General features: G+C 64.2%; 20 protein-coding genes and 1 tRNA gene. 15 read left to right on the forward strand and 6 right to left on the reverse strand.

Annotated features, from left to right (window positions below; genetic code table 11):
* Positions 1 to 26 precede the first annotated feature (26 nt).
* From HHL08_RS08350 to HHL08_RS08360, 3 genes are all read left to right on the forward strand, one after another.
* A complete protein-coding gene (locus HHL08_RS08350; RefSeq protein WP_169572629.1) occupies positions 27 to 497 on the forward strand; it encodes a pyridoxamine 5'-phosphate oxidase family protein in 471 nt (156 codons plus the stop codon).
* Between the two features lie 308 nt (positions 498 to 805).
* Positions 806 to 2,191: a DEAD/DEAH box helicase gene (locus HHL08_RS08355; RefSeq protein WP_169572335.1), complete on the forward strand. Its 1,386-nt coding sequence runs from the start codon at positions 806 to 808 to the stop codon at positions 2,189 to 2,191.
* A 124-nt stretch (positions 2,192 to 2,315) separates the two neighbouring features.
* Positions 2,316 to 5,204 (forward strand): M16 family metallopeptidase, encoded by a 2,889-nt coding sequence (locus HHL08_RS08360; RefSeq protein WP_169572337.1) that lies wholly within the window; start codon positions 2,316 to 2,318, stop codon positions 5,202 to 5,204.
* 16 nt (positions 5,205 to 5,220) lie between these two features.
* On the opposite strand, the gene HHL08_RS08365 is transcribed toward HHL08_RS08360, so the two are convergent.
* The gene (locus HHL08_RS08365; RefSeq protein WP_169572339.1) at positions 5,221 to 5,379 is read right to left on the reverse strand and encodes a hypothetical protein; all 159 of its coding nucleotides are present in this window, start codon (positions 5,377 to 5,379) and stop codon (positions 5,221 to 5,223) included.
* A gap of 275 nt (positions 5,380 to 5,654) precedes the next feature.
* Here HHL08_RS08365 and HHL08_RS08370 point away from each other — a divergent pair, with 275 nt between their 5' ends.
* Entirely contained in the window at positions 5,655 to 5,849 is a 195-nt protein-coding gene (locus tag HHL08_RS08370) for a hypothetical protein (protein ID WP_169572340.1), read from the forward strand.
* Positions 5,850 to 5,861: 12 nt separating this feature from the next.
* The gene (locus tag HHL08_RS08375) at positions 5,862 to 6,107 is read left to right on the forward strand and encodes a hypothetical protein (RefSeq protein WP_169572342.1); all 246 of its coding nucleotides are present in this window, start codon (positions 5,862 to 5,864) and stop codon (positions 6,105 to 6,107) included.
* A 178-nt stretch (positions 6,108 to 6,285) separates the two neighbouring features.
* On the opposite strand, the gene HHL08_RS08380 is transcribed toward HHL08_RS08375, so the two are convergent.
* Entirely contained in the window at positions 6,286 to 6,873 is a 588-nt protein-coding gene (locus tag HHL08_RS08380) for a TetR/AcrR family transcriptional regulator (protein WP_169572631.1), read from the reverse strand.
* A gap of 122 nt (positions 6,874 to 6,995) precedes the next feature.
* On the opposite strand from HHL08_RS08380, the gene HHL08_RS08385 reads away from it, so the two are divergent.
* The 4 genes from HHL08_RS08385 to HHL08_RS08400 all read left to right on the forward strand — a co-directional run bounded on the left by HHL08_RS08385 (position 6,996) and on the right by HHL08_RS08400 (position 13,341).
* Positions 6,996 to 8,177: an efflux RND transporter periplasmic adaptor subunit gene (locus HHL08_RS08385; protein ID WP_169572344.1), complete on the forward strand. Its 1,182-nt coding sequence runs from the start codon at positions 6,996 to 6,998 to the stop codon at positions 8,175 to 8,177.
* A gap of 3 nt (positions 8,178 to 8,180) precedes the next feature.
* Positions 8,181 to 11,354 (forward strand): efflux RND transporter permease subunit, encoded by a 3,174-nt coding sequence (locus HHL08_RS08390; protein ID WP_169572346.1) that lies wholly within the window; start codon positions 8,181 to 8,183, stop codon positions 11,352 to 11,354.
* 5 nt (positions 11,355 to 11,359) lie between these two features.
* A complete protein-coding gene (locus HHL08_RS08395; RefSeq protein WP_169572348.1) occupies positions 11,360 to 12,772 on the forward strand; it encodes an efflux transporter outer membrane subunit in 1,413 nt (470 codons plus the stop codon).
* Between the two features lie 74 nt (positions 12,773 to 12,846).
* Positions 12,847 to 13,341 carry a methylated-DNA--[protein]-cysteine S-methyltransferase gene (locus HHL08_RS08400; RefSeq protein WP_169572632.1) on the forward strand — a complete coding sequence of 165 codons (495 nt, stop codon included), beginning with the start codon at positions 12,847 to 12,849 and terminating at the stop codon, positions 13,339 to 13,341.
* Between the two features lie 113 nt (positions 13,342 to 13,454).
* Here the strand turns inward: HHL08_RS08400 and HHL08_RS08405 are convergent.
* The 4 genes from HHL08_RS08405 to dapB form a co-directional block, all read right to left on the reverse strand.
* A tRNA-Arg gene (locus HHL08_RS08405) sits at positions 13,455 to 13,531 on the reverse strand.
* Between the two features lie 131 nt (positions 13,532 to 13,662).
* Positions 13,663 to 14,049 (reverse strand): hypothetical protein, encoded by a 387-nt coding sequence (locus HHL08_RS08410; protein ID WP_169572350.1) that lies wholly within the window; start codon positions 14,047 to 14,049, stop codon positions 13,663 to 13,665.
* 101 nt (positions 14,050 to 14,150) lie between these two features.
* Positions 14,151 to 14,813, reverse strand: a complete 663-nt coding sequence (nth, locus tag HHL08_RS08415; protein WP_169572351.1) for an endonuclease III — start codon at positions 14,811 to 14,813, stop codon at positions 14,151 to 14,153.
* Positions 14,814 to 15,578 carry a 4-hydroxy-tetrahydrodipicolinate reductase gene (dapB, locus tag HHL08_RS08420; RefSeq protein ID WP_169572635.1) on the reverse strand — a complete coding sequence of 255 codons (765 nt, stop codon included), beginning with the start codon at positions 15,576 to 15,578 and terminating at the stop codon, positions 14,814 to 14,816.
* 106 nt (positions 15,579 to 15,684) lie between these two features.
* On the opposite strand from dapB, the gene HHL08_RS08425 reads away from it, so the two are divergent.
* The 6 genes from HHL08_RS08425 to HHL08_RS08450 all read left to right on the forward strand — a co-directional run bounded on the left by HHL08_RS08425 (position 15,685) and on the right by HHL08_RS08450 (position 22,151).
* A complete protein-coding gene (locus tag HHL08_RS08425; protein WP_169572353.1) occupies positions 15,685 to 16,386 on the forward strand; it encodes an NAD-dependent deacylase in 702 nt (233 codons plus the stop codon).
* 84 nt (positions 16,387 to 16,470) lie between these two features.
* Positions 16,471 to 17,223, forward strand: coding sequence for a class I SAM-dependent methyltransferase (locus HHL08_RS08430; RefSeq protein ID WP_169572355.1), 753 nt, complete (start codon positions 16,471 to 16,473; stop codon positions 17,221 to 17,223).
* Positions 17,220 to 18,521, forward strand: a complete 1,302-nt coding sequence (locus HHL08_RS08435; RefSeq protein WP_328804605.1) for a hypothetical protein — start codon at positions 17,220 to 17,222, stop codon at positions 18,519 to 18,521. Before HHL08_RS08430 ends, HHL08_RS08435 begins: the two co-directional genes overlap by 4 nt.
* The gene (locus tag HHL08_RS08440) at positions 18,518 to 19,663 is read left to right on the forward strand and encodes a glycosyltransferase family 4 protein (protein WP_169572357.1); all 1,146 of its coding nucleotides are present in this window, start codon (positions 18,518 to 18,520) and stop codon (positions 19,661 to 19,663) included. The genes HHL08_RS08435 and HHL08_RS08440 overlap by 4 nt, the downstream gene beginning before the upstream one ends.
* The gene (locus HHL08_RS08445; protein WP_169572359.1) at positions 19,660 to 20,406 is read left to right on the forward strand and encodes an FkbM family methyltransferase; all 747 of its coding nucleotides are present in this window, start codon (positions 19,660 to 19,662) and stop codon (positions 20,404 to 20,406) included. The genes HHL08_RS08440 and HHL08_RS08445 overlap by 4 nt, the downstream gene beginning before the upstream one ends.
* A 2-nt stretch (positions 20,407 to 20,408) precedes the next feature.
* Positions 20,409 to 22,151, forward strand: a complete 1,743-nt coding sequence (locus HHL08_RS08450) for an MFS transporter (RefSeq protein WP_169572361.1) — start codon at positions 20,409 to 20,411, stop codon at positions 22,149 to 22,151.
* Position 22,152: the final 1 nt, after the last annotated feature.

Below are 22,152 nucleotides of genomic sequence, written 5' to 3' on the forward strand. Positions count from 1 at the left end.
AGGCAACGCAACAAGGAGACAGGATGATGAGCGACACCAACGATATTCGAGAGCGTTTCTGGGCCGAACTGTCCAGCAGTCCCTTCTTGATGCTGGGCCTGCAAAATAGCGCGGAACATAGCGCCCCAATGACGGCGCAACTCGATCCCAACGCCAATCATTGCTTCTGGTTCTACACGTCGCGAGACAATCGGCTTGCCCCCGGCGGCCCGGCGATGGCGCAATATGCGGCGAAGGATCACAATCTCTTCGCCTGCATCGAAGGGACGCTCTCGCCCGAAACCGATCCGGCCGTCATCGACCGCTATTGGTCGAAGGAAGTCGAGGCCTGGTATCCGGGCGGCCGCAACGATCCCAATCTGCTGATGCTGCGCTTCGATCTGGGCACCGCCGAAATCTGGCGATCGGACATGTCGATCAAGGGCGTCTTCAAGATGCTGTTCGGCGGCGATGTGCGCGATGAAATGAAGGGCAAACATGCCGAAGTGGCGCTCTGACGCCCTTTCCTTCGCTTGAAAAGCAGCGGCCGCGGTGCATATCCGCGGCCGCTTGCTATTTACCTGCAACTTCGCCATATGCGTTGCAGCGCAGCAGACGGGCCGTTTCGGCCCCCTAGCGATTGGCAGCGTGATCGTCCGCAATCCCAATTGGCCTCATGGGTCAGGTGAGGACCACGGACCGGCCAATGAGAGTCTGCGCCAAGCTTGAGGCTTCCCTTTTCACGCGGGTCGTTTCGTAACCCGCCTCGCGCCCTTCCTGCGTCCGCAGAGCAAGTTGGCGCATGGCTGACTTGTGAGTTTTCTAAATGCAATTCAACGAACTTGGTCTCGCCGAGCCCATCATGAAGGCGCTCGCCTCCAAAAATTATGTCACGCCCACTCCGATCCAGCAAAAGGCGATCCCCGTGCTGCTGGAAGGCAAGGATCTGTGCGGCATCGCCCAGACCGGCACCGGCAAGACCGCTGCCTTCGCGCTGCCCAGCCTCGATTATTTCGCCCGCAACCCGCGCGTGACGCCGGTCAAGGGCTGCCGCATGCTGGTGCTGGCCCCAACCCGCGAACTCGCCGCGCAGATCGCACAGAGCTTCCGCGACTATGGCCGCTTCCTGAAGCTGTCGGTCGAAACCGTCTTCGGCGGCGTGCCGATCGGCAAGCAGATCCGCGCGCTCAGCGTCGGCGTAGATGTCGTTGTTGCGACGCCGGGCCGCCTGCTCGACCTGATCGATCAGCGCGCCTTGACCCTCAAGGATGTCGAAATCTTCGTCCTCGACGAAGCCGACCAGATGATGGACATGGGCTTCATCCATCCCTTGAAGCGCGTCGCCAAGATGCTGCCGGCCGATCGCCAGAACCTCTTCTTCTCGGCTACCATGCCTAAGGAGATCGAGGCGCTCGCCGCGCAGTTCCTCAACAATCCGGTCAAGGTCAGCGTCGCCCCGCAATCGACCACTGCCGAGCGCGTCGATCAGCAGATGTATTTCGTGAACCAGGGTGAGAAGCAGGCGCTCCTCCATCTGGTGCTCCAGAGCGAAGAGATCGACCGCGCGCTGATCTTCACCCGCACCAAGCATGGCGCCGACCGCGTCGTCCGCTTTCTGGAAGGTGCCGGCATCGACGCCTTCGCCATCCATGGCAACAAGAGTCAGGGCCAGCGCACCACCGCGCTCCAGGCGTTCCGCCAGGGCAAGGTGAAACTGCTGGTCGCGACGGACATCGCCGCCCGCGGCATCGACGTGTCGGGCGTCAGCCACGTCATCAACTTCGAAATCCCCAATGTGGCCGAACAATATGTCCACCGTATCGGCCGCACGGCGCGCGCCGGTGCCGACGGCATCGCGATCAGCTTCGTGGCGGATGACGAGCGTCCCTATTTGAAGGCGATCGAGAAGACGACCCGCGTGAAGCTGGAAGTCACGCCTCTGCCGGAAAACTTCATGGACGCCGTGCGCGCTTTGCCCAAGCCGGCGGCGCCCAAGAAGGGACCGAGCCAGTCCCCGCAGCAGCAGGCGCGCCGCGCCGATGGCCAGCGGAAATATCAGGACGGCCAGCGCCAGCAGCGCGGCACCCCCGATCGCGCGCATCGTCCCGAAGGCGACGCGCCTGCCAAGCGGCCGTTCAACCGTCGCCGCAGCGGTGGTGGTGGCGTCGGCGCGCACAAGGGTGCCGTCCAGCGTACTGGCGCACCGCGCTAAACCATGTTGCAGGTTGGGATGAACATATCCCGACAGTTTTGACGTGAATTAAGTGGGCGGGTGGCAACACCCGCCCTTCTTTGTCAGTGGCCATTCAGGAATATGCCGTTAGGCTCCCTTGCCTATGTATTTTATCCCCCGCCGTTCGGCCGCTTCGCTTTCTGTCATCGCCCTGCTTTTGTCGGGGGCGCCGCTCGCAGCCCAAACCGATTCAACGCCCGCTGTCAGGCAGGGGGCTATCAGCGGTCAGGCGCAGACCCGGCCATGGCTTTACGACAATAGCGATGTGCCGATCGATCCGGCCTGGCGTTTCGGCACGCTCTCCAACGGTCTGCGCTACGCCATACGGCGCAACGGCGTTCCGCCGGGGCAGGTGTCCGTCCGCCTGCGGATCGACGCCGGCTCCCTGATGGAGCAGCCCGAAGAACTGGGCTATGCCCATTTCATCGAACATCTCTCGATGCGCGGATCGCGCCATGTGCCCGACGGCGAATCCAAGCGCATCTGGCAGCGGCTGGGCGTGACCTTCGGCAGCGACAGCAATGCGCAGACGACCCCCACCGGCACCACCTATGCGCTCGACCTGCCGCAAGCGACCCCGGTCAGCCTGACCGAGAGCATGAAGATTCTATCGGGCATGATGACCGATCCCAATATCGTGGACAGCGCCGTCGATGCCGAACGCGCCGTGGTGCTCGCCGAACGGCGTGAGAGCGACGGGCCGCAAATGCGCATGTCCGACGCCAGCCGACTGCATTTCTTCGCCGGCCAGCCGCTCGCCGATCATGCGCCGATCGGCACCGTGGCGACGCTGACCGCCGCAACCGCTGCCAAGGTGGAGGCCTTCCACCAGCGCTGGTATCGCCCCGAAAATGCCGTGATTTCGATCGCAGGCGACATTGACCCCGCGCAGGCCGAACAGCTCATCAAGGATAATTTCGCCAACTGGACGGTCCCCGGAAAGGGCGCGCCGCTGCCCGATTTCGGCGCGCCGGATGCCAATCGGCCCGCAACGCGCGTGGTGGTGGAGCCGGGCGTGCCGCTCGGCCTGACGCTGGCCTGGCTGCGCCCCTGGACACCCCATGCCGACACCATCGTCTATAATCAGGACAAACTGACCGACATGCTGGCGCTACAGATAATCAGCCGCCGGCTGGAGCAGGCGGCCCGCGCCGGTGGCAGCTTCCTGCAAGCGGGCGTCGAGCAGCAGGATGTCAGCCGCTCGGTCGATGGCACCTTCATGACCATCATTCCGACGGGCGAAAATTGGGAAAAGGCGCTGGCCGACGTGCGCGCCGTGGTGGAGGACGCAAAGGCCACGCCGCCCAGCATCGCCGAAATCGAGCGCGAATATGCGCAGATGGATACTGCGCTCAATATCCAGGTCGAAAATGCGGATACGGAGCCGGGCGCCAAGCAGGCCAGCGATCTCGTCAGCGCTGTCGACATCCGTGAAACCACGGTCAGTCCCCAGGCCGCCGTCGACATCTTCCGCGCGGGCAAGCCTGCGATGACGCCGGAAAAAATCCTCGACTCCACGCGCCGTCTTTTTTCCGCAGGCGTATTCCGTGCGCTGATGGTGACGGGCAAGATCCAGCCAGGCCTCGACGCGAAACTCGCCGCCGCGGTCGCCGCGCCGGTGAAGGCGGCCACCAATGCACGCCTTGCCGACAAGGCGGTGACGATGGACGATTTGCCCAAGCTCGGTCCGCCCGGAACGGTCGTGTCGCGCGCGCCGGTTGGCCTACAGGGCATGGAAAGCATCGCCTTTTCCAACGGCGTGATGCTCACCCTCTTCGCCAATGACGCGGAAACCGAAAAGGTGCGGATCAACGTCCGCTTTGGCCATGGCCAGCAGGCTTTCTCGCCGACCAAGCCGGTCGCTAGCTGGGCCGGCGATTATGCGTTGGTGGCGGGCGGCATCGGCAAGCTGGGCCAGCGCGAACTGGACGACCTGACCAACGGCCGCCGCATGGGCATGGATTTCTCGATCGACGATGACGCTTTTGAGATGCAGGCCGTGACCCGTCCCGCCGACTATCGCGACCAGCTGCGCCTCTTTGCGACCAAGCTGGCTGAGCCGGGCTGGGACCCGGCACCGCTCGCGCGGGTGAAGACCGGCGCGATCGTCGCCTATGACGCGATGTCGCGCGCGCCGGATTCCGTGCTGGGCCGCGATCTCAACTGGCTGTTGCATGACAAGGATGTGCGCTTCCGCACGCCCTCGCGCGCCGAGATTGAAGCGCTCACGCCGCAGGCGTTCCGCGCGACCTGGGAACCGATCCTCGCTTCCGGTCCGATCGAGGTGCAGATTTTCGGCCAGGTGAAGGCCGACGAGGCGATCCAGGCCGTCGCCGCGACCTTTGGCGCACTGCCCGCCAGGCCGGACGTGCCGGTCCCTGCGATCAACCGCGCGATGCGCTTCCCGGCCCATGTCGAAACCCCGGTCGTGCTTCGGCACAAGGGCGACAAGGAACAGGCGGCGGCGGTCATGGCCTGGCCCACCGCCGGCGGATTCGCGTTGCAGAAGGAAGCGCGGCAGCTGGAAATCCTGACCCAGATTTTCAACGACCGCCTGTTCGACAAGCTGCGCTCGACCGAAGGCGCGGCCTATTCGCCCAGCGTCCAGAATAACTGGCCCTTCTCCTACGAAAGCGGCGGCTACATCCTCGTCACCAGCCAGGTCCGGCCTGACAAGGTCGCCTATTTCTATAGCGTGGTGAAGGACACGGCGGCCGATCTCGCCAAGACCCCCGTCAGCGACGACGAGCTGCAACGGGCGGTTGCGCCGATGCGGCAATTGCTGATGCGCGCCAGCACCGGCAATGCCTTCTGGATGAACCAGATGGAAGGCGCAACCCATGATCCGCGCTATATCGAGGCGATGAAGAGCATGTCGCCGGACATGCTCACCGTCACGCCTGCGCAATTGCAGGCGCTTGCAGCCAAATATCTGGTGCCGGGAAAAAGCTGGTCGACGGTCGTCCTGCCCGAAGGGGTGGCGGCACGCTGATCGCGCCACCCCCGCATCACGCTGGTTCGTGAATCTCCATCAATTGTTCGTAGAGGCGGACATATTCCAGATGGAGGTCGCGAATGGCGGGATTGGTTGATTGCGCTGCGAGTTCGCGGTTCCTTTCCAGCCGCGCTGCGAAATAGTTTCGGTCGAAACATGGCGTCGTCGTCATTCAGTGCCTCCCTTATGGTTGGGCGGGTAAATGGACCGGACATCAATAAGTTGCGACGTATTGGCACAGGGGATGCGGGCTGCGACAAGGCGTGACTGAGATGCGGCAGGAAGGCGAGAGTGGATTTGCGCTTGCGCAATGCTCGTCTGGGTCGCTACCCCCTTGTTATAAGGCGGTTCTGTCTTGTTATGCGGGACCGCCGAACCCATGACCCTTCCTGCCTTGACCCAAAGTTGCGGGACGGTTCGTGCTCAAGCCCATTCAGAGCGGCGGGCATGAGCCTGCGCCTCATCCTGTCGGTAGAAGCCCTGGAGCCGCGCTTGTCGGGTATCGGCCGCTACAACTGGGCGCTTGCATCCCGCGTGGCGAACATAGCCGGCGTCGATGAAGTCCGCTTCTGGCGCGGCGGCCACTGTATCGCTGATCCGGCGGCTTTGCTGGACGCAGGGCGGGGACCGCCGCGCGCCTAGCGGCCACGCTGGGTGCGCGATCTCGCGCAGAGTCGCTTTGGCCGCACCCATCTGTTCCACGGCCCAAATTATTTCCTGCCCGATTGGGCCGAAGGAGGCGTCGTGATGGTTCACGACCAGTCGGTCTTGCGCTATCCCGACATGCATCCGGCGGACCGACGTGCCCATTTCGAACGGCGCTTCGCCCGGTCGCTGGCGATCGCGGGCCATATCGTCATCGACAGCGAAACGGTGCGGCGGGAGGCGTTGCCACGCTGAAACGCGGCCGGTGCTGGCCCGCTACGATCTTGCGCCCGGCAGCTATGCGCTATGCGTCTCCACCGTCGAACCGTGCAAGCGGATTCCCGAATTGCTTGGCGCCTTGTCGTGGCGGGCGGCTATAGCTGGGACCGGTGCGTGCGCGAAACGATCGACGTCTATCGCCGCCTGGATTGAATCAGCGAACCCCGCGCAGCGCAGTAACGATCATCTGCGCCGTGCGGTGGACGGCGTTGCTGGCGGATAGGCGCGGCCGCGACACGCTGCGATGGCCCAGGCCGAACAGGCAGGCGAGAATCATTTCCTCCGCTGCGTCCAGCGCTTCGCCGGACAGCTTGTCATTGGCGGCGCAGGCGAAATAGCGAATGAAGGTGCGGAATCGCTGGCACATGGAGCCGATCGTGTCGGCGACGGCGGGGTTACGAAAACTTTCGGCCAATATGTCGAAGGATAGGGCTTCGTCCTTCTCGTCGATCGTGTGGAGCAGCAATTGCTCGAATGTTTCGTCTATCGTCAGTTCGTCCGAATCCAGCCGCGCCTGAATCTCCGCCATTTCGCGGCACCATTGGTCGGCATCGTCATGGACCAGCGCCTCAATGATATCGCCCTTGCTCTTGAACAGCCGATATATCTGGCCAACCGAAACCTGGGCCGCGACCGCCAATTCGGCCATTGCGGTCTGGTGGAATCCATGGCTGTCGAATAAGGTACGGGCGGCCGTCAAGATACGAATGCGACCATTTTTTTCTTGCTGCACTGCAACCACGTCCACCCCTTCGGCGTTTTTTGCCTCTTGAAATCCCATAGCCATGATCGTACCTGCGCGGCAAGCGGAATGAATGTTCATTCCATCTCTTTGATCCCTATTTCGAAACGGATATTCAAGCGATGCAAAAGGGGACAATCATCGGGCTGCTGGCGTGTGCGTCGGCATTGGCGCTGAGCGCGTGCGGTGAAAGCCCGCCGCCTGCGCCGCCGCCGCCCGCCGTCGGCGTGCTGACGCTCAAGGTCGAATCCGCGCCATTGGTGAATGAATTGCCTGGCCGAATCGTCGCATTCGAAACCGCCGAGGTGCGCCCACAGATCAGCGGCGTGATCCGTCGCCGGCTGTTTCAGGAGGGCGGCACCGTCCGCGCCGGTCAGCTTCTTTACGAAATCGACGATGCGCCCTATCGCGCCGCGCTGGCCCAGGCGCAGGGCTCGCTCGCCCGCGCCAATGCCGCGATCCGGTCGACCGGGTTGCAGGCGCAGCGTTACAAGGATCTGGTCGGTATCAACGCCGTCAGCCGCCAGGAATATGACGATGCCGACGCCACCGCCCAGCAGGCGCGTGCCGATGTTGCGGCGCAGCGTGGCGCGGTTCAGGCGGCGCAAGTGAATCAGAATTTCACCCGTATCCGCGCACCGATTTCCGGCCGGATCAGCCGCTCGCTCTTTACGCCCGGCGCCTTGGTGCAGGCGGGGCAGGCGGATGCGCTCACGACGATTCAACGCACCGATACTGTCTATGTCGATGTCTCGCAGTCGGCCGCACAGATCATCGACCTCAAGCAGGCGATGAAGAGCGGCGGCGTCAGCCAGGCCGATGGCGCGCGCATCCAGCTGTTGCTGCCCAATGGCAGCGTCTATCCGATCGAGGGCCGCCTGCAATTTTCCGAAGTCACCGTCGATCCGACATCGGGCGCGGTGACCTTGCGCGCCACCTTCCCCAATCCCGACGGCCTGTTACTGCCCGGCATGTATGTCCGCGCCAAGCTCGTGGAGGGGCAGCGGACCCAGGCGATCCTGGCACCGCAGCAGGGCATCAGCCGCGACGCGCGCGGCCGGGCGACCGCTATGGTGGTGGGCGAGGATAACAAGGTCGAAATCCGCCAGGTTAAGGTGGACCGCGCCGTGGGCGACAAGTGGATCGTCACCAACGGACTGAAGCCTGGCGACAAGCTAATCGTCGAAGGGCTGGTGAACCTGCGTCCCGGCACGGTCGTCAAGCCAGGCGCGCCGCAGCAGGTGACCGCCGCCCAGGCCGGTGCGCAAAGTGGCGCGCAACCGGCGCAGGGCGGGGCGAACTAAGCCATGGCCCGCTATTTTATCGACCGACCCATTTTCGCATGGGTCATCGCCATCGTCATCATGCTTGCCGGCCTGCTCGCCATGCGGTCCCTGCCGGTCGCGCAGTTCCCGGAAATCGCGCCGCCCGCAGTCACCATCGCGACCAGCTATCCCGGCGCCAACGCGCAAACGCTGGAAAGCACCACCACGCAGATTATCGAACAACAGCTCAAGGGCATCGACAATCTGCGCTATTTCTCCTCGACCAGCGACGGGTCGGGCAATCTGAGCATCAGCCTGACTTTCGAACAGGGCACCGATCCCGACATCGCGCAGGTGCAGGTACAGAATAAACTGTCGCAGGCGACGCCGCTTCTGCCGCAGGAAGTGCAGCAGCAGGGGCTGCGCGTCGGCAAATCGACGTCCAGCTTCCTGCTCATCATGTCGGTTTATGCCGATGACGGCATCCACGACCAGGAGGACGCCGCCGACTTTATCGCGTCCAATCTGCAAGATCCGATCAGCCGTGTGACCGGCGTCGGCGATACGCAGTTGTTCGGCTCGCAATATGCCATGCGCATCTGGCTCGATCCCTACAAGATGGCTAATCTGGGCGTCACGACTGGCGACGTGAAGTCCGCGATCACCGCCCAGAATGCGCAGGTTTCAGCGGGGCAGATCGGCGGATCGCCCTCGCCCAAGGGTCAGGCGCTCAACGCCACCGTCACCGCCCAGTCGCGCCTGCGCACGCCGGAGGAATTCCGCAACATTCGCCTGCGCAGCAACAGCGACGGCTCCGTTGTGCTGATGTCGGATGTAGCGCGCGTCGAACTGGGCGCGGAAAATTACGGCTTTGGGGTGAAATTCCAGGGGCATCCGGCATCGGGTTTCGGCGTCAAGCTGGCACCGGGCGCGAACGCGCTCGATACGGTGGAAGCGGTCAAGGGCCGCGTCGATCAACTGTCGAAGAATTTCCCGAGCTGGGTGAAATATGATTTCCCGGTCGACAATTCGACCTTCGTGAAACTGTCGGTCGAACAGGTCATCCACACCCTGTTCGAAGCCGTCCTGCTGGTCTTCGTCGTCATGTTCCTGTTTTTGCAGAACTGGCGTGCGACGCTTATCCCGACGATTGCGGTGCCAGTCGTGCTGCTAGGATCGCTGGCGATCCTGAGCGCGGCCGGTTTCACCATCAACACGCTGACCCTGTTCGGCATGGTGCTGGCGATCGGCCTGCTGGTCGATGACGCGATCGTCGTCGTCGAGAATGTCGAACGTCTGATTCAGGACGAAGGCCTCAGCCCCAAGGAAGCCGCGCGCAAGTCGATGGATGAAATCAGCGGCGCGCTGATCGGCATCGGCCTGGTGCTATCGGCCGTATTCCTGCCGATGGCCTTCTTCGGCGGGTCGACCGGCGTCATCTTCCGCCAATTCTCGATCACGATCGTCTCATCGATGATCCTGTCGGTGCTGGTGGCTTTGATCCTCACCCCGGCGCTATGCGCCACCATCCTCAAACCGGCCTCGCACGGCCATAGCTGGAACGGGCCGATCGGCTCGATCTTCGGCCGCTTCTTCGACTGGTTCAACCGCACCTTCGACAAGGGCGTGGTCCGTTATGGCCAGGGCGTGGAGAAAGTGGAGCGGCGTTGGGGCCGCACGATGCTGGCCTATGCTCTCATCGTTGTCGGCATGGCCTTCATCTTCCTGCGCCTGCCCAGCGGCTTCCTGCCGGATGAGGATCAGGGCATCATCATCAACCAGGTTTCGCTACCCGCCGGCTCTACGCTGGAGGAAACGGAGCGCGCTTTGGCTAGAATGCGCGACCATTATATGGTGGATGAAAAGAAGAACGTCTCGGCGGTCTTCACCATCGCCGGCTTCGGTTTTGTCGGCCAGGGTCAGAATGTGGGCATCGTCTTTGCCCGCATGAAGGACTGGAAGGATCGCAAGGGTGCCGATAACCAGGTGCCTGCCATTGCCCTGCGCGCCAACAAGGCTTTTCAGAAAATCTCGTCGGGCATGGCTTTCGCCTTCGTGCCGCCTGCGGTGCAGGAACTGGGCAACGCATCGGGCTTCGACTTCCAACTGCTCGACCAGGCCAATCTGGGCCATGAGAAGCTGCTTGCCGCGCGCAACCAGTTGCTCAGCATGGCGATGGGCGACAAGCGTCTGGCGCAGGTCCGCCCCAATGGGCTGGAGGATACGCCGCAACTGAAGCTGAACGTGGATCAGGCGGCAGCTGGCGCTCTGGGCATCGCCCAGGCCGACGTCAACGACACGATCAGCACGAATCTGGGCGGCGCCTATGTCAATGACTTCATCGATCGCGACCGGGTGAAGCGGGTCTATGTTCAGGCTGATGCGCCATTCCGCACGTCGCCCGACGCCATCAACGCATTCCATGTGCGCGGCAGCAGCGGGGCCATGGCACCGCTGTCGGCCTTCTCCACGACGCAATGGGTGCAGGGGCCGGCCCGTCTGGAACGGTTCAACGGCGTTCCGTCAATGAACATTCAGGGCGCGCCTGGTCCCGGCGTGTCGAGCGGTACGGCGATGCAGGCGATGGAGGAATATGCGGCTAAGCTGCCCGCTGGTATCGGCTATAGCTGGAACGGCATTTCCTATGAGGAACGCACCTCCGGTGGCCAGGCACCTTATGTCTATGCGCTCTCCATGCTGATCGTGTTCCTCTGCCTCGCGGCGCTCTATGAAAGCTGGTCGGTTCCGATCGCGGTCATGCTGGTGGTGCCGTTAGGCGTGCTCGGCGCGGTGATTGCGGCCAGGCTCGCGGGGTTGGATAACGACATCTACCTGCAAGTCGGCCTCATCACGACCATCGGCGTGTCGGCGAAGAACGCGATCCTGATCGTGGAGTTTGCCGAGGAGAAGATGCGTGAGGGGATGTCGCCGGCAAAGGCGGCGCTGGAAGCGGGCAAGCTGCGCCTGCGGCCGATCCTGATGACCAGCTTCGCCTTCATCTTCGGCGTGTTGCCCCTGGCCCTGTCGAAAGGCGCGGGCGCTGGCGGTCAGAATGCGATCGGCTGGGCCGTGGTCGGCGGCATGTTGTCTGCCACGGTGCTGGCGATCTTCTTCGTGCCCGTCTTCTTTACCGTCGTGAAGCGGCTGTTCCGGGAACATAAGAACCATGAAGCGGAAGGCGATCGGGCAACCCCCAACGCCCCGCAGGAGGCTTGAAGACCATGCGCAATGTAAGAGCGCTGGGCGCCGTCACTCTCTCGCTGGCGCTGGCCGCCTGCGACATGGCGCCCAAATATGTGCGGCCCGAACTGCCGGTGCCCGCGACCAGCCCCCAGGGACCGGCCTATGCGACCGGCGACGGGCAGGGCGTGGCTGTGACGGCCGACACCGGCTGGCGCGATTTCTTTACCGATGCTCGTCTGGCGCGCGTGATCGAAACCGCGCTCGCCAATAATCGCGACCTTCGCCTTGCGGTCGCGAATGTCGAGCAGGCGCGCGCGCAATATCGGGTGCAGCGGGCCGACCTGCTGCCAACGGTGGCGGGTACGGGTACGGCGACCTTTTCTTCACAGCCGCTCGTCCAGTTCGGTCAAAGCGACCGGTTGCGGCAGGACGTCTATCAGGCGCAGGTCGGCATTTCAGCCTGGGAAATCGACCTGTTCGGGCGAGTGCGCAACCTGACCAAATCGGCGCAGGAGCAATATTTCGCCAGTGTCGAAAATCGCAACGCCGCGCAGGTCACGCTGATCGCCGAAATCGCCAATGCCTGGCTCACGATGGCGGCCGATCAGGAAAGGCTGCGTATCGCCCGCGATCTCGAAAGCGCGTTCGGCAAGACGCTGGAACTGAACAAAGCCCGCTTTGCCAAGGGCATTGCGTCGGAACTGGACGTGCGCCAGGCGCAGACCAGCTATGACAGCGCACGGTCGGACATTGCGCAGGCGACGACGCTGGTGGCACAGGATCAGAATGCGCTGAACCTGCTGGCCGGCACGACCGTCCCGGCGACGGATCTGCCCGACGCCCTGCCGCCTTCCGACGCGACGTTGGATAATCTGCCGTCGGGCGTGGGTTCGGACATCTTGCTGCGCCGTCCCGATATCGCGTCGGCGGAACATCAGTTGCGCAGCGCCAATGCGGATATCGGTGCAGCGCGGGCGGCCTTCTTCCCGCGCATTTCTCTGACCGCCGCGCTCGGCACCGTCAGCACCGGCCTTTCGGGCCTGTTCGCCGCGGACAGCGAAACCTGGTCGGTGGCCCCGACGGCCAGCCTGCCGATCTTCGACTTTGGCAAGAACAAGGCCAATCTGCGCTACGCGAAAGCCATCTATGATGCGATGGTGGCCACCTATGAAAAGAGTGTGCAAACAGGGTTCCGCGAAGTCGCCGACGCCCTCGCCCGGCGGGGCACGATGAGCCAGCAGCTGGAGGCGCAAACCTCGCTGCGCGATGCGTCGCGAGTCGCCTACACGCTGTCCGAAGCGCGCTTCCGCTATGGCGTCGATAGCTTCCTGACCACACTGGATTCGCAACGCTCGCTCTACAGCGCGGAACAGAGCCTGCTCGCCACCCGCCTGACCCGCGCCAGCAACATGGTCGAACTCTATCGCGCCATGGGCGGCGGCCTGAAATAGGCTTTGGCCGCAAGCGGCGGGAAGCATCGCTGATCGATCTCCGCTATGGACATGGGTGCATAGCGGAGACGATGATGACCCTGGCCCATCGCATTTTTCTTTCGCCGGTCGGCGCACTGACGCTGGTGGCGAGCGACACCGGCCTCGTCGCTATCTTGTGGCAGGATGACGATCCCGCCCGCGTCCGGCTGGCCGCGCGTGCGGAACGCAGCGATCATCCGATACTGGAGACGGTGGCGGCGCAACTGACCGACTATTTCGCGGGCCGGCTTCAGGCCTTCACCGTGCCGCTGGACTTTCGCGGGACGCCTTTCCAACAGACCATCTGGGCGGCGCTACTCGACATTCCCTTTGGCGAAACGCGCAGCTATGGCGACATCGCCCGCGCCGTCGGCCGCCCCACCGCATCGCGCGCGGTTGGTGCCGCCAATGGCCGCAACCCCATCTCGATCATCGCCCCCTGCCACCGCGTCGTCGGTGCGAACGGCGCGCTGACGGGCTTTGCCGGCGGCTTGGAAACCAAGCGCTGGCTGCTGGACTTCGAACAAAACATGTCGGTGATGAGATAGCGGCATCGCACATCGAACCCGTCAGGGTTCGTAAGGCCGAACGGCCGCCCGATCTTATGCGAGGATAGCCAAGCGGGCGGATGCCCGCGCCTACGCCTAAGGACTAAAAAAACTGGTGCACCCAACTGGATTCGAACCAGTGGCCTTTGCCTTCGGAGGGCAACGCTCTATCCAGCTGAGCTATGGGTGCATGACGCTGGTCAGGAGGGGCGGGTAGCAAAGTCCACCGCGCTGCGCCAGCGTCAAAATCGCCCTGAAGCGATTTCTAATCAGATGGAATCATCTGATGACTCGGAAATCGCGTATAAAAGCCCACCGATCTTATTTCGGCACCTTCTCCATCGGCTGGAATTGGCCCAGGCCGCAACTGGCACCCTGCTGTAATCCGGGGCCACCATTCCACAGCACGGTTATGATGTCGACGGAGCAAAGCTGCGACAGGCTGGTCTTGTAGAGGAACCGCTTTTCGAAGCCCAGGCTGGGGCAACTGTTGGGCAGTATGTTGCGATAGGCCTTGTTGCCATTCATGATGAAATCGATTGTGCGGTCGTCGCGGACATTGGTCGACCGGATCGACTGGATCTGGACGCAGTTGATCGGCTCGCCCTTCGCCACATAGGGGTCGGGCTTGTCCTTGGCGGTGGCGGGCAGGGCGGCGCAGGCAAGCGCCAGGCCCAGCGCAAGCCGGGCAGGGGCAACAACGGACATGGCTTCTCTCCTCATATCACGCCGAATCGACGGCACGACGCGCGTATTTCCGTCATGCTCCTAACGGACCGTGGCTGAACAGGAAGAGAATGGATGCCCGCTCAGGCAGCCTTGGGAGCCGCTATTTTGGGCGCGGGCGTCTTGGGCTTGAACCGGCACAGGTCGGCGACGATACAGCGCCAGCATTCGGGCTTGCGCGCCTTGCATACATAGCGGCCATGCAGGATCAGCCAGTGATGCGCGTCGCGGCGAAACGGCCCTGGCACATGCTTGTCCAGCTTCTGCTCCACCGCCAGCACGGTCTTGCCCGGCGCAAGGCCCGTCCGGTTGCCGACGCGAAAAATATGGGTGTCGACCGCGAACGTCTCCTGCCCGAAGGCGGTGTTGACCACGACATTGGCGGTCTTGCGCCCGACGCCGGGCAGGGTGGTCAAGGTGTCGCGATCCTCCGGCACTTCGCCACCAAAATCGCGCACCAATATCTCCGACAGGCCGATGACATTCTTCGCCTTGGTATTGAACAGGCCGATCGTCTTGATATGCGCCTTCAACTGTTCTTCGCCCAGGTCGACCATCTGTTGCGGCGTCTGGACCTCTCGAAACAGCGCGCGGGTCGCCTTGTTGACGCCGACATCGGTCGCCTGCGCCGACAGCGTCACCGCAACCAGCAACTGATAGGGGTTGCCATATTCCAGCTCCGTCACCGGCGCAGGATTGGCTTCGGCCAGCCGACTGAAAAAGTCGAAGATATCGGCCTTTTTCATCTACAGCCCCAACACGCCCTTCATGTCGTAACGCCCGGCCGGTTGCCCCACCAGCCAGCGCGCCGCCTTCACCGCGCCGCGTGCGAAGATGCTGCGGTTTTCCGCGCGATGGCCGATCTCGATCCGCTCGCCCTCGGCCGCGAAGATCACCTGATGATCCCCCGCCACCGATCCGCCGCGCAGCGCGGCAAAGCCGATCGCGCCCTGCGCCCGCGCGCCCGTAATGCCGTCGCGCCCGCGCTCGCTATGCTCCGCCAACGCGATCCCGCGCCCCCGCGCCGCCGCCTCGCCCAGCAGCAGCGCCGTGCCGGACGGCGCATCGACCTTGTGCCGATGATGCATCTCGACGATCTCGATATCCCAGTCATCGCCCAGGCCCGCCGCCGCCTGCTCGACCAGCGCGGCGAGCAGGTTGACGCCCAGCGACGTATTGCCCGTCTGCAACACCGGAATATGTACGGCCGCCTTGTCGATCAGGGCATGATGTACGGCCTCCAGCCCGGTCGTGCCGATCAGCACCGGCTTGCGCGCCGCGATGCAGGCATCCAGATGCGCACCCAGCGCGCCCGGCACCGAAAAATCGATCAGCACCTCGCTCGCTTGCGCCAGCGCCAGCGGATCGGCGGTCATGGCGATGCCCGGCGCGATCTCGCCTACGGAATCGCGATCGGTACCGCCGGCAATGCCCAGGCCAGCATCCGCCGCCGCCTGCGCAATCGCCCGGCCCATCCGCCCCGCCGCCCCGAAAATGCCGATCGTCGTCATGCTGGTCCGTTCCATTATCTATGGTCGCCCCGCCGATGCCAGAGCAGCGCGACTTTGTCATCCCTCCGCCTTGGCGCGGACGCGCTACGTCTCTAGAAGTTCAGCCATGAACCGCGACATCCACAACATCGTCATCCTCACCGGTGCCGGCATTTCTGCCGAGAGCGGCCTCGCCACCTTCCGCGGCCCCGACGGCTTGTGGGAAGGGCATCGCGTCGAGGACGTCTGCACCCCAGAAGCCTTGGCCCGCGACGAAGCGCTGGTGCATCGCTTCTATGACGAGCGCCGCGCGAAGCTGGCGGAGGTTCAGCCCAATGCTGCGCATCAGGCGCTGGCCGTGCTCGATGCGCAATGGCCGGGCGACCTGCTGATCGTCACCCAGAATGTCGATGACCTGCACGAGCGGGCAGGGGCCAGGCGCCTCATCCACATGCATGGCGAACTTAAATCGGCGCTCTGTGCGGCCTGTGGCAAGGCGACCCCTTGGGCCGAACCCTTGCCGCCCGGCGCCCCCTGCGAGGGGTGCCACCAGCCCGCCCTGCGCCCCGACATCGTCTTCTTCGGTGAAATGCCCTATGAAATGGACCGGATTGACGCAGCCGTGCGTGACGCCGACCTGTTCGTGTCGATCGGCACGTCGGGCGCGGTCTATCCGGCGGCGGGTTTCGTCCAGACCGCCCGCCATGTCGGCGCGCGCACGCTGGAACTCAATCTCGATCCTTCGGCCGGCAGTATCTATTTTCATGAAACCCGACTGGGGCCGGCCAGTGCGCTGGTGCCGGATCTGGTGCGCGACCTGCTGGCATGATCGGGCGAACCTCCGAAACCCCCTCGCATTGCCCGCCGCTTATAGTATAGCGCGGCCTTTCCCCATAAGTGCGCGGAGCGATAGGTGATTACTGTCCAGCGGGTGGCCAAGGCCGCCGGCAAGCATCTGACGAAAACGGCGCTGACGCTGCGCAAGGCCCTGGGGGCGCGCGCGACGCGCAGTTGCCCCGCCTGCGGTTCTGCCGTGGTCGGCTTCTTCCGCTATGGCGATAACGCAGAATGGGGCTGCCCCGCATGCGGGGCATCGCCGCGCGAGCGGCTGATGAACTGGCTGATCCAGCAAGGCACGCTCAAGGTGCCGTCGGACGGCGCGATCCTGCACCTTGCCCCCAATGAAGCCAGTCTGGTGCGCCGCTTCTCCGCTGCCGCTGACTACACCCCCGCCGATCTAGACCCGTCGCGCTACGCCGTCGCCAACATGCGCAGCATTGACCTGATGGACCTCTCCGACACCGATCGCTACGACCTGTTCTACGCCAGCCATGTAATGGAGCATGTGCCCGACGATAGGACCGTGCTGCGCAACATCCATCGGGCGTTGAAGCCCGGCGGCGAAGCCTGGCTGATCGTGCCATTATGGGACAAGCCGACTGAGGATGGCAGCTTCGCCATGCCTCCGCGCGAACGCGAGCGGCGCTTTGGTCAATGGGATCATGTCCGCCAGTACGGCCCCGATTTCGCCGATCGCATCCGCGCCGCCGGCTTCGATCTGGAAGAAATCGACGCTGCGGTGATCGACACCGACACGCGCCATTTCCATGGCCTCGGCGACCGTCTGTTCCGCGCCTGCAAGCCGGGCGGAGAGCCTGCACGGTGAGCCGCCTCGCGCGGCTGGAAGGGTCAGCCCGCTTCCTGGCTCTGGTGAAGCTCGCCAATGTCGGACTGGTGCTGATCTGGGGCTTCGCCGTCACCTTCGTCTTCGTGCGCGTCCTGCCGATCGCCGAGTTTCAGGCGTTCCTGTTGCTGGTTGCCTTCGGCAATTTCACTATCTCGGCGGAATTTGGTCTTACCAGCATTATCTACGCCCGGTTGCGCCGCCATTGGCTCAGCAACGGCGTGGACGACGATGATGGCGGCTTCCGGCTGGAGGAAATGGGCGTCCTCTTCCTCTTCCTTGGCCTGCTTGTTATGGGGGCGAGCCTGATCCTGCTTGTGGCATTAGCGGCGGGATGGCTCTCCACCGGCCTGCCATTGCTCTTCCTACTCTTCTTCCTCTCCGCCTGCCTCAACCTCCCGGCCTTGCTTGCCAAGCGCGCGCTGGCGGCGGTGGATGGCAATTTCCTGTGGGAAGGGCTGGATTGCGCGCGGCGCGTGGTGACGATCGGGCTGTTGCTGGCGATGCTGGCGGGCATGGACCCCCGCCTGTCGGTGGCGCTGCAACTCATCGTCAGCGTCGTCGTGATCGGCTACGCGATCGGCCACGTCCACCGTCGCCTCGCCATGAAGCGCAGCCACTGGCTCGCTTTCCGCGTCGGCGGCGGTCATGTCCGCGCCCATTATCTGCGCGACATCGGTGCCTCGGCGGCCTTCACCGTCTCCGACATTATCGCCTACAACGCGCCCTATTTCACCATCGCGCTGGCGACCAGCGATCCCCGGCCGATGCTGGTTTTCGATTTCTTCTTCAAGATGTCTCGTTCGCTGTCCATGTTGGTCCGCGCCACGGTGGAGGCCGCCCTGCCGCGCATCACCCGCGCCTATCATGCCGGCGACCGCGTCCGTCTGCGCCAGTTGCTGGGCCGCGCGCTCGGCGCGGCGATGATCTTCGCGGTCGGCCTGTCCGCCCTTCTGCTGCTGGCGGGCAACCGCCTGTTTGCGATCCTGTTCGACGGCCGCGCCACGATCAACCGGGCGGATATCATCCTCATGATCCTGGCGCTCTTCGCGCTGACGATATTGTGCGTTTCCGTCTACGTGCAGGCGGCGCTTGGCCGCTTTGGCGAACTGCTCGCCCGCTCGCTCCCTTTCCTCGCCGGGTCGCTGGCCAGCGCGCCGCTCGCCTTGCTGCTCTGGCCCGGCCGCTTCGATCTCGCCTTCCTCGGCTTCTACGCGCTCACCTTGCTGATCGTCGCCGGGGTGCATCTCGTCTCGCTGCGCAGGCTGGCGCGGGCATGAAGGTCGCGATGCTCGATCCCTCGCTCTTTACCGGGCGCTATGATGACAGCCTGTGTGCGGCGCTGGCGGGGGAGGGCGCAGACGTCACCCTGCTCGGCCGCCCCATGCGCCCCACCGATGCGATCATGCCGAAGGACTACGCCTACAAGCCCCACTTCTTCCGCCGCAGCGAAGCCCTGCGCGCCCGCCTGGGTGAAGGCCTCGCCTTCCGTATCGCCAAAGCGGCGGAATATGGCCTCGCCTGCGCGCTGGGCGAGATCGGCCCGCTCACCGACGCCGCCATCGTCCACGCCCAGTGGCTCCCGCTGGCTCCCGCCGACGCCCTGATGCTCAAACGGTTCAAAGGCCGCACCGCGCTGGTCCACACCGTCCATAATGCCGATGCTTATCATGCCGATGCCGGCGTGCAGGGCCGCGGCTATCGCGCGCTGCTCGATCTGTTCGACGCCCTGATCGTGCATGGCGCCACCACCCGCGCCGCGCTGGTCGGGCAGGGGATCGACCCCACGCGCATCCATGTCACCCCGCACCCGCCGATGCGCCTCGCCCCCGCAACCCCGGCCGACCTCGCCGCCATCCCCGCGCCCACGGTCCCGCGCCTGCTCTTCTTCGGCACGATCCGTCCCTATAAGGGCGTCGATATCCTGATCGACGCCTGCCTCGAACTCTGGCGCGCCGGGCACATGTTCGAACTGGTGCTTGCCGGCAAGCCCTTCATGGACGTAGCCCCTTTGCTCGACGCGGTAACCCAGGCCGGGTTCGCCGACCGCCTCGTCACCGACTTCGGCTTCCTCACCGAATCCCGGCTCGACGCCCATATGGTCCGCGCCGACATGATCGTCTTCCCCTACCGCCATATCGATTCCAGCGGCGCTTTCCTCTCCGCGCTCCACCACGGCAAGGCGATGGTAACGTCGGACGCGGGCATGTTCGGCCAGTTGCCCGACGATGTCGCCGTCCGCGCCCGCGCAGGAAATGCGCCTGCATTGGCCCAAGCCCTCTTGCCGCTGATCGAAAGCGCGGCCATCAGGCAAGGCCATGGCGCACGCGCGCGCGATTACGGGAATGAGATGGGAAGCTGGAAGGATATGGCGACGACGACGATCGGCATCTATGAAACCGTGCTGGCCGGTCGCGCATGAACCGCTATCTGCGCGAACTGGGCGATCGCGCCCTGGCCCTGCGCCTTGCTGCGGCCGGGCGGGTCCATCAATATCCCGAAATTCAGGCCTTGAAGCGTTTCCTGTCGGCCTTCGCGGTCGATTGCCTCTTCGACGTGGGCGCCAACCGCGGCCAATATGCCACGACGGCGCGCAGGGATGCGGGCTATAAGGGGCTGATCCTCTCCTTCGAACCCAACCCGGACGTCTTTGCCGAATTGCAAAAACAGGTGGCGTCCGACCGCCACTGGCATGTCTTCAACATGGCGCTGTCGGACTTCGACGGCACCGCCAGCTTCAACATCATGGCCGCCGACCAGTTCAGTTCGCTCAAAAAGCCCTCGGACGCGCAGGACGCGATCTTCGCCGACCGCAACAAGGTGACGAAGACGGTGGAGATGCAATGCCGCCGCCTCGACACGCTGCTGCCCGAATTGACGGCGCAGCATGGCTTTGCGCGCCCCTTCCTGAAAATGGATACGCAGGGCCATGACCTGTCCGTCTGCGAAGGCGCGGGCGATGTCCTGACCACCATGCTGGGCGTCCAGACCGAACTGGGCGTGCGCCCCATTTATGAAGGCGGCACGGGCTATCGCGCGATGATCGACTGGCTGGAGGCGCGCGGCTTCGTCCCCTCCGCCTTCTTTGCCAATAATAAGGGCCATTTCCCGCAACTGGTCGAAATGGACGGCATTTTCGTCAACCGGACTTTGGTTCAGGCCTGACCATGGGGCAGGGGAGCAGCATCGTCAGCGCCCGCCGCCTGTTTCTGGCGGGCGCGATCGGGCTGGCGCTGTGGCTGGGCGCGACCTTCCTGTGGCACGTCACCTATCGCCAAGGCGTCAGCCTGGCCGTGATCCTGCTGCTCGATCAGGACTTCCCCGCCCTGTGCGGATCTCTGCTGTTGCTGGCCTTGGCCGGACCTTGGGCGGAGGGGAAGGGGATCGCGCTGCCCCGGCCGACCGCCCGGATCGTCGTGCCGCTGATCGTGCTTCTGGGCATGGCCGCCTGGGCCGGTCATTATGCGCTGTTTCAGGATTATGCGATCAGCCGGGACGAAGAAGTCGCCCGCTTCGCCGCCGCCTATATGCGTGAAGGGCTGTTCGCGCGCCCCATCCCGATCGAATGGGAACCCTATCGCCGGGCGATCATGCCGGAATTTTTCTCCCCCTTCGGCGCGGCGGATTATTGGACGGCCGCCTATCTGCCAGTGAACAGCGCGATCCAGGCGCTATTCTGGCAATTGGGCGATCCCAACCTGGCTGGCCCGGCGCTGCTGATGGCGGGCCTGTTCGCGCTGTGGCGGGTGGCGCTGCACCTGATGCCTGATCGTCCCGACGCGGTGTGGGTCACGGTGCTTCTGGGGTTCTCGTCCAGCCAGCTGTGGGTCACGGCGATGACCCCCTATGCCATGACCGGCCATTTCGCGCTCAACATGGTCTGGCTGGCTCTGGTGCTGCGCGGCGGGGTGGTCGGCCATGTCGCCGCAGGCCTTGTCGCTCTGATCGCCGCCGGGCTGCATCAATGGCATTTCCCGCCGATCTTCATCGCGCCCTTCATCCTGTGGATGCTGCTCGCCCGCCGCTGGACCGTCGCGGCCTTCCACGCGCTGACATTGGTGGCGATCGTCATCATCTGGGCGAAGGTGTGGCCCGGCTTCCTGTTGCACGCGCTGGGCGCGCCCGCCGACGTTCGCCCCTCCGCCGGTGTCGCCGACAAGGTCGGCAGCCTGTTCCAGCGGCTCGGCGATCGCTGGCAGCCCCTCGTCAACCTTACCCGCTACGTCGCCTGGAACAATATATTGATGGTTCCGCTGGCGATGCTCGGCATTGCCGCGATGCGCTGGCGTACCATGATCCGCGGCCAGGAAATCGCCCTGCCGCTGGCGCTGGGCTGTCTCGCGGGCAGTCTGCTGGCGCTCGCGCAGGGCTATGGCTGGGGCTTCCGCTACGCCCATGGCTTTATCGGCCCCTTCTGCCTGCTCGCTGGCCTTGGCTGGGCGCGCTCCCGACCCCAGGGCGCGTTGAGGCCGCTGTTGATCGGCCTGGTCATCACCGGCATTGCCAGCAGTTTCCTGGTGTGGCGCACCCATGTCTTCGTCGAACCCTATGCCGCCAGCCATCGGCTGATCGATTCGAGCGAGGCCGATGTCGTGCTGGTCGATCCGCGTGGCGGCCTCTATGTCACCGACCTGGTGCGGGGCCGCAATGGCGTGCCGGGCAAGCCGATGGTGATGAATCTGGGCATGCTCACGCTGGAGCAGGTCGATGCGCTGTGCGAATCCTATGTCGTCCAACTGTTCGACCGCGCCGAATTTCGGCCCTTGGGCGTGCCGCTGGCGCGCTGGAACCTCGGCCGGATGGACGCGCTGCGCGCCCATATGAAGGAAGAAGGCTGCGACCGCCCGGTCCAACCGCCACTCCCTGAAAGCTTCGAGGATGCCCTGAACGTCGCCGACAACGCCATGTAAG

The organism is Sphingobium psychrophilum, assembly GCF_012927105.1.
GTDB lineage: Bacteria > Pseudomonadota > Alphaproteobacteria > Sphingomonadales > Sphingomonadaceae > Sphingobium > Sphingobium psychrophilum.

Bases quoted from the DNA above. Each gene is read 5' to 3' on its own strand.
- HHL08_RS08350 (WP_169572629.1), top strand. From the start codon at position 27: ATGAGCGACACCAACGATATTCGAGAGCGTTTCTGGGCCGAACTGTCC.
- HHL08_RS08355 (WP_169572335.1), top strand. From the start codon at position 806: ATGCAATTCAACGAACTTGGTCTCGCCGAGCCCATCATGAAGGCGCTC.
- HHL08_RS08360 (WP_169572337.1), top strand. From the start codon at position 2,316: ATGTATTTTATCCCCCGCCGTTCGGCCGCTTCGCTTTCTGTCATCGCC.
- HHL08_RS08365 (WP_169572339.1), bottom strand. From the start codon at position 5,379: ATGACGACGACGCCATGTTTCGACCGAAACTATTTCGCAGCGCGGCTG.
- HHL08_RS08370 (WP_169572340.1), top strand. From the start codon at position 5,655: ATGAGCCTGCGCCTCATCCTGTCGGTAGAAGCCCTGGAGCCGCGCTTG.
- HHL08_RS08385 (WP_169572344.1), top strand. From the start codon at position 6,996: ATGCAAAAGGGGACAATCATCGGGCTGCTGGCGTGTGCGTCGGCATTG.
- HHL08_RS08390 (WP_169572346.1), top strand. From the start codon at position 8,181: ATGGCCCGCTATTTTATCGACCGACCCATTTTCGCATGGGTCATCGCC.
- HHL08_RS08395 (WP_169572348.1), top strand. From the start codon at position 11,360: ATGCGCAATGTAAGAGCGCTGGGCGCCGTCACTCTCTCGCTGGCGCTG.
- HHL08_RS08400 (WP_169572632.1), top strand. From the start codon at position 12,847: ATGACCCTGGCCCATCGCATTTTTCTTTCGCCGGTCGGCGCACTGACG.
- HHL08_RS08410 (WP_169572350.1), bottom strand. From the start codon at position 14,049: ATGTCCGTTGTTGCCCCTGCCCGGCTTGCGCTGGGCCTGGCGCTTGCC.
- nth (WP_169572351.1), bottom strand. From the start codon at position 14,813: ATGAAAAAGGCCGATATCTTCGACTTTTTCAGTCGGCTGGCCGAAGCC.
- dapB (WP_169572635.1), bottom strand. From the start codon at position 15,578: ATGACGACGATCGGCATTTTCGGGGCGGCGGGGCGGATGGGCCGGGCG.
- HHL08_RS08425 (WP_169572353.1), top strand. From the start codon at position 15,685: ATGAACCGCGACATCCACAACATCGTCATCCTCACCGGTGCCGGCATT.
- HHL08_RS08440 (WP_169572357.1), top strand. From the start codon at position 18,518: ATGAAGGTCGCGATGCTCGATCCCTCGCTCTTTACCGGGCGCTATGAT.
- HHL08_RS08445 (WP_169572359.1), top strand. From the start codon at position 19,660: ATGAACCGCTATCTGCGCGAACTGGGCGATCGCGCCCTGGCCCTGCGC.
- HHL08_RS08450 (WP_169572361.1), top strand. From the start codon at position 20,409: ATGGGGCAGGGGAGCAGCATCGTCAGCGCCCGCCGCCTGTTTCTGGCG.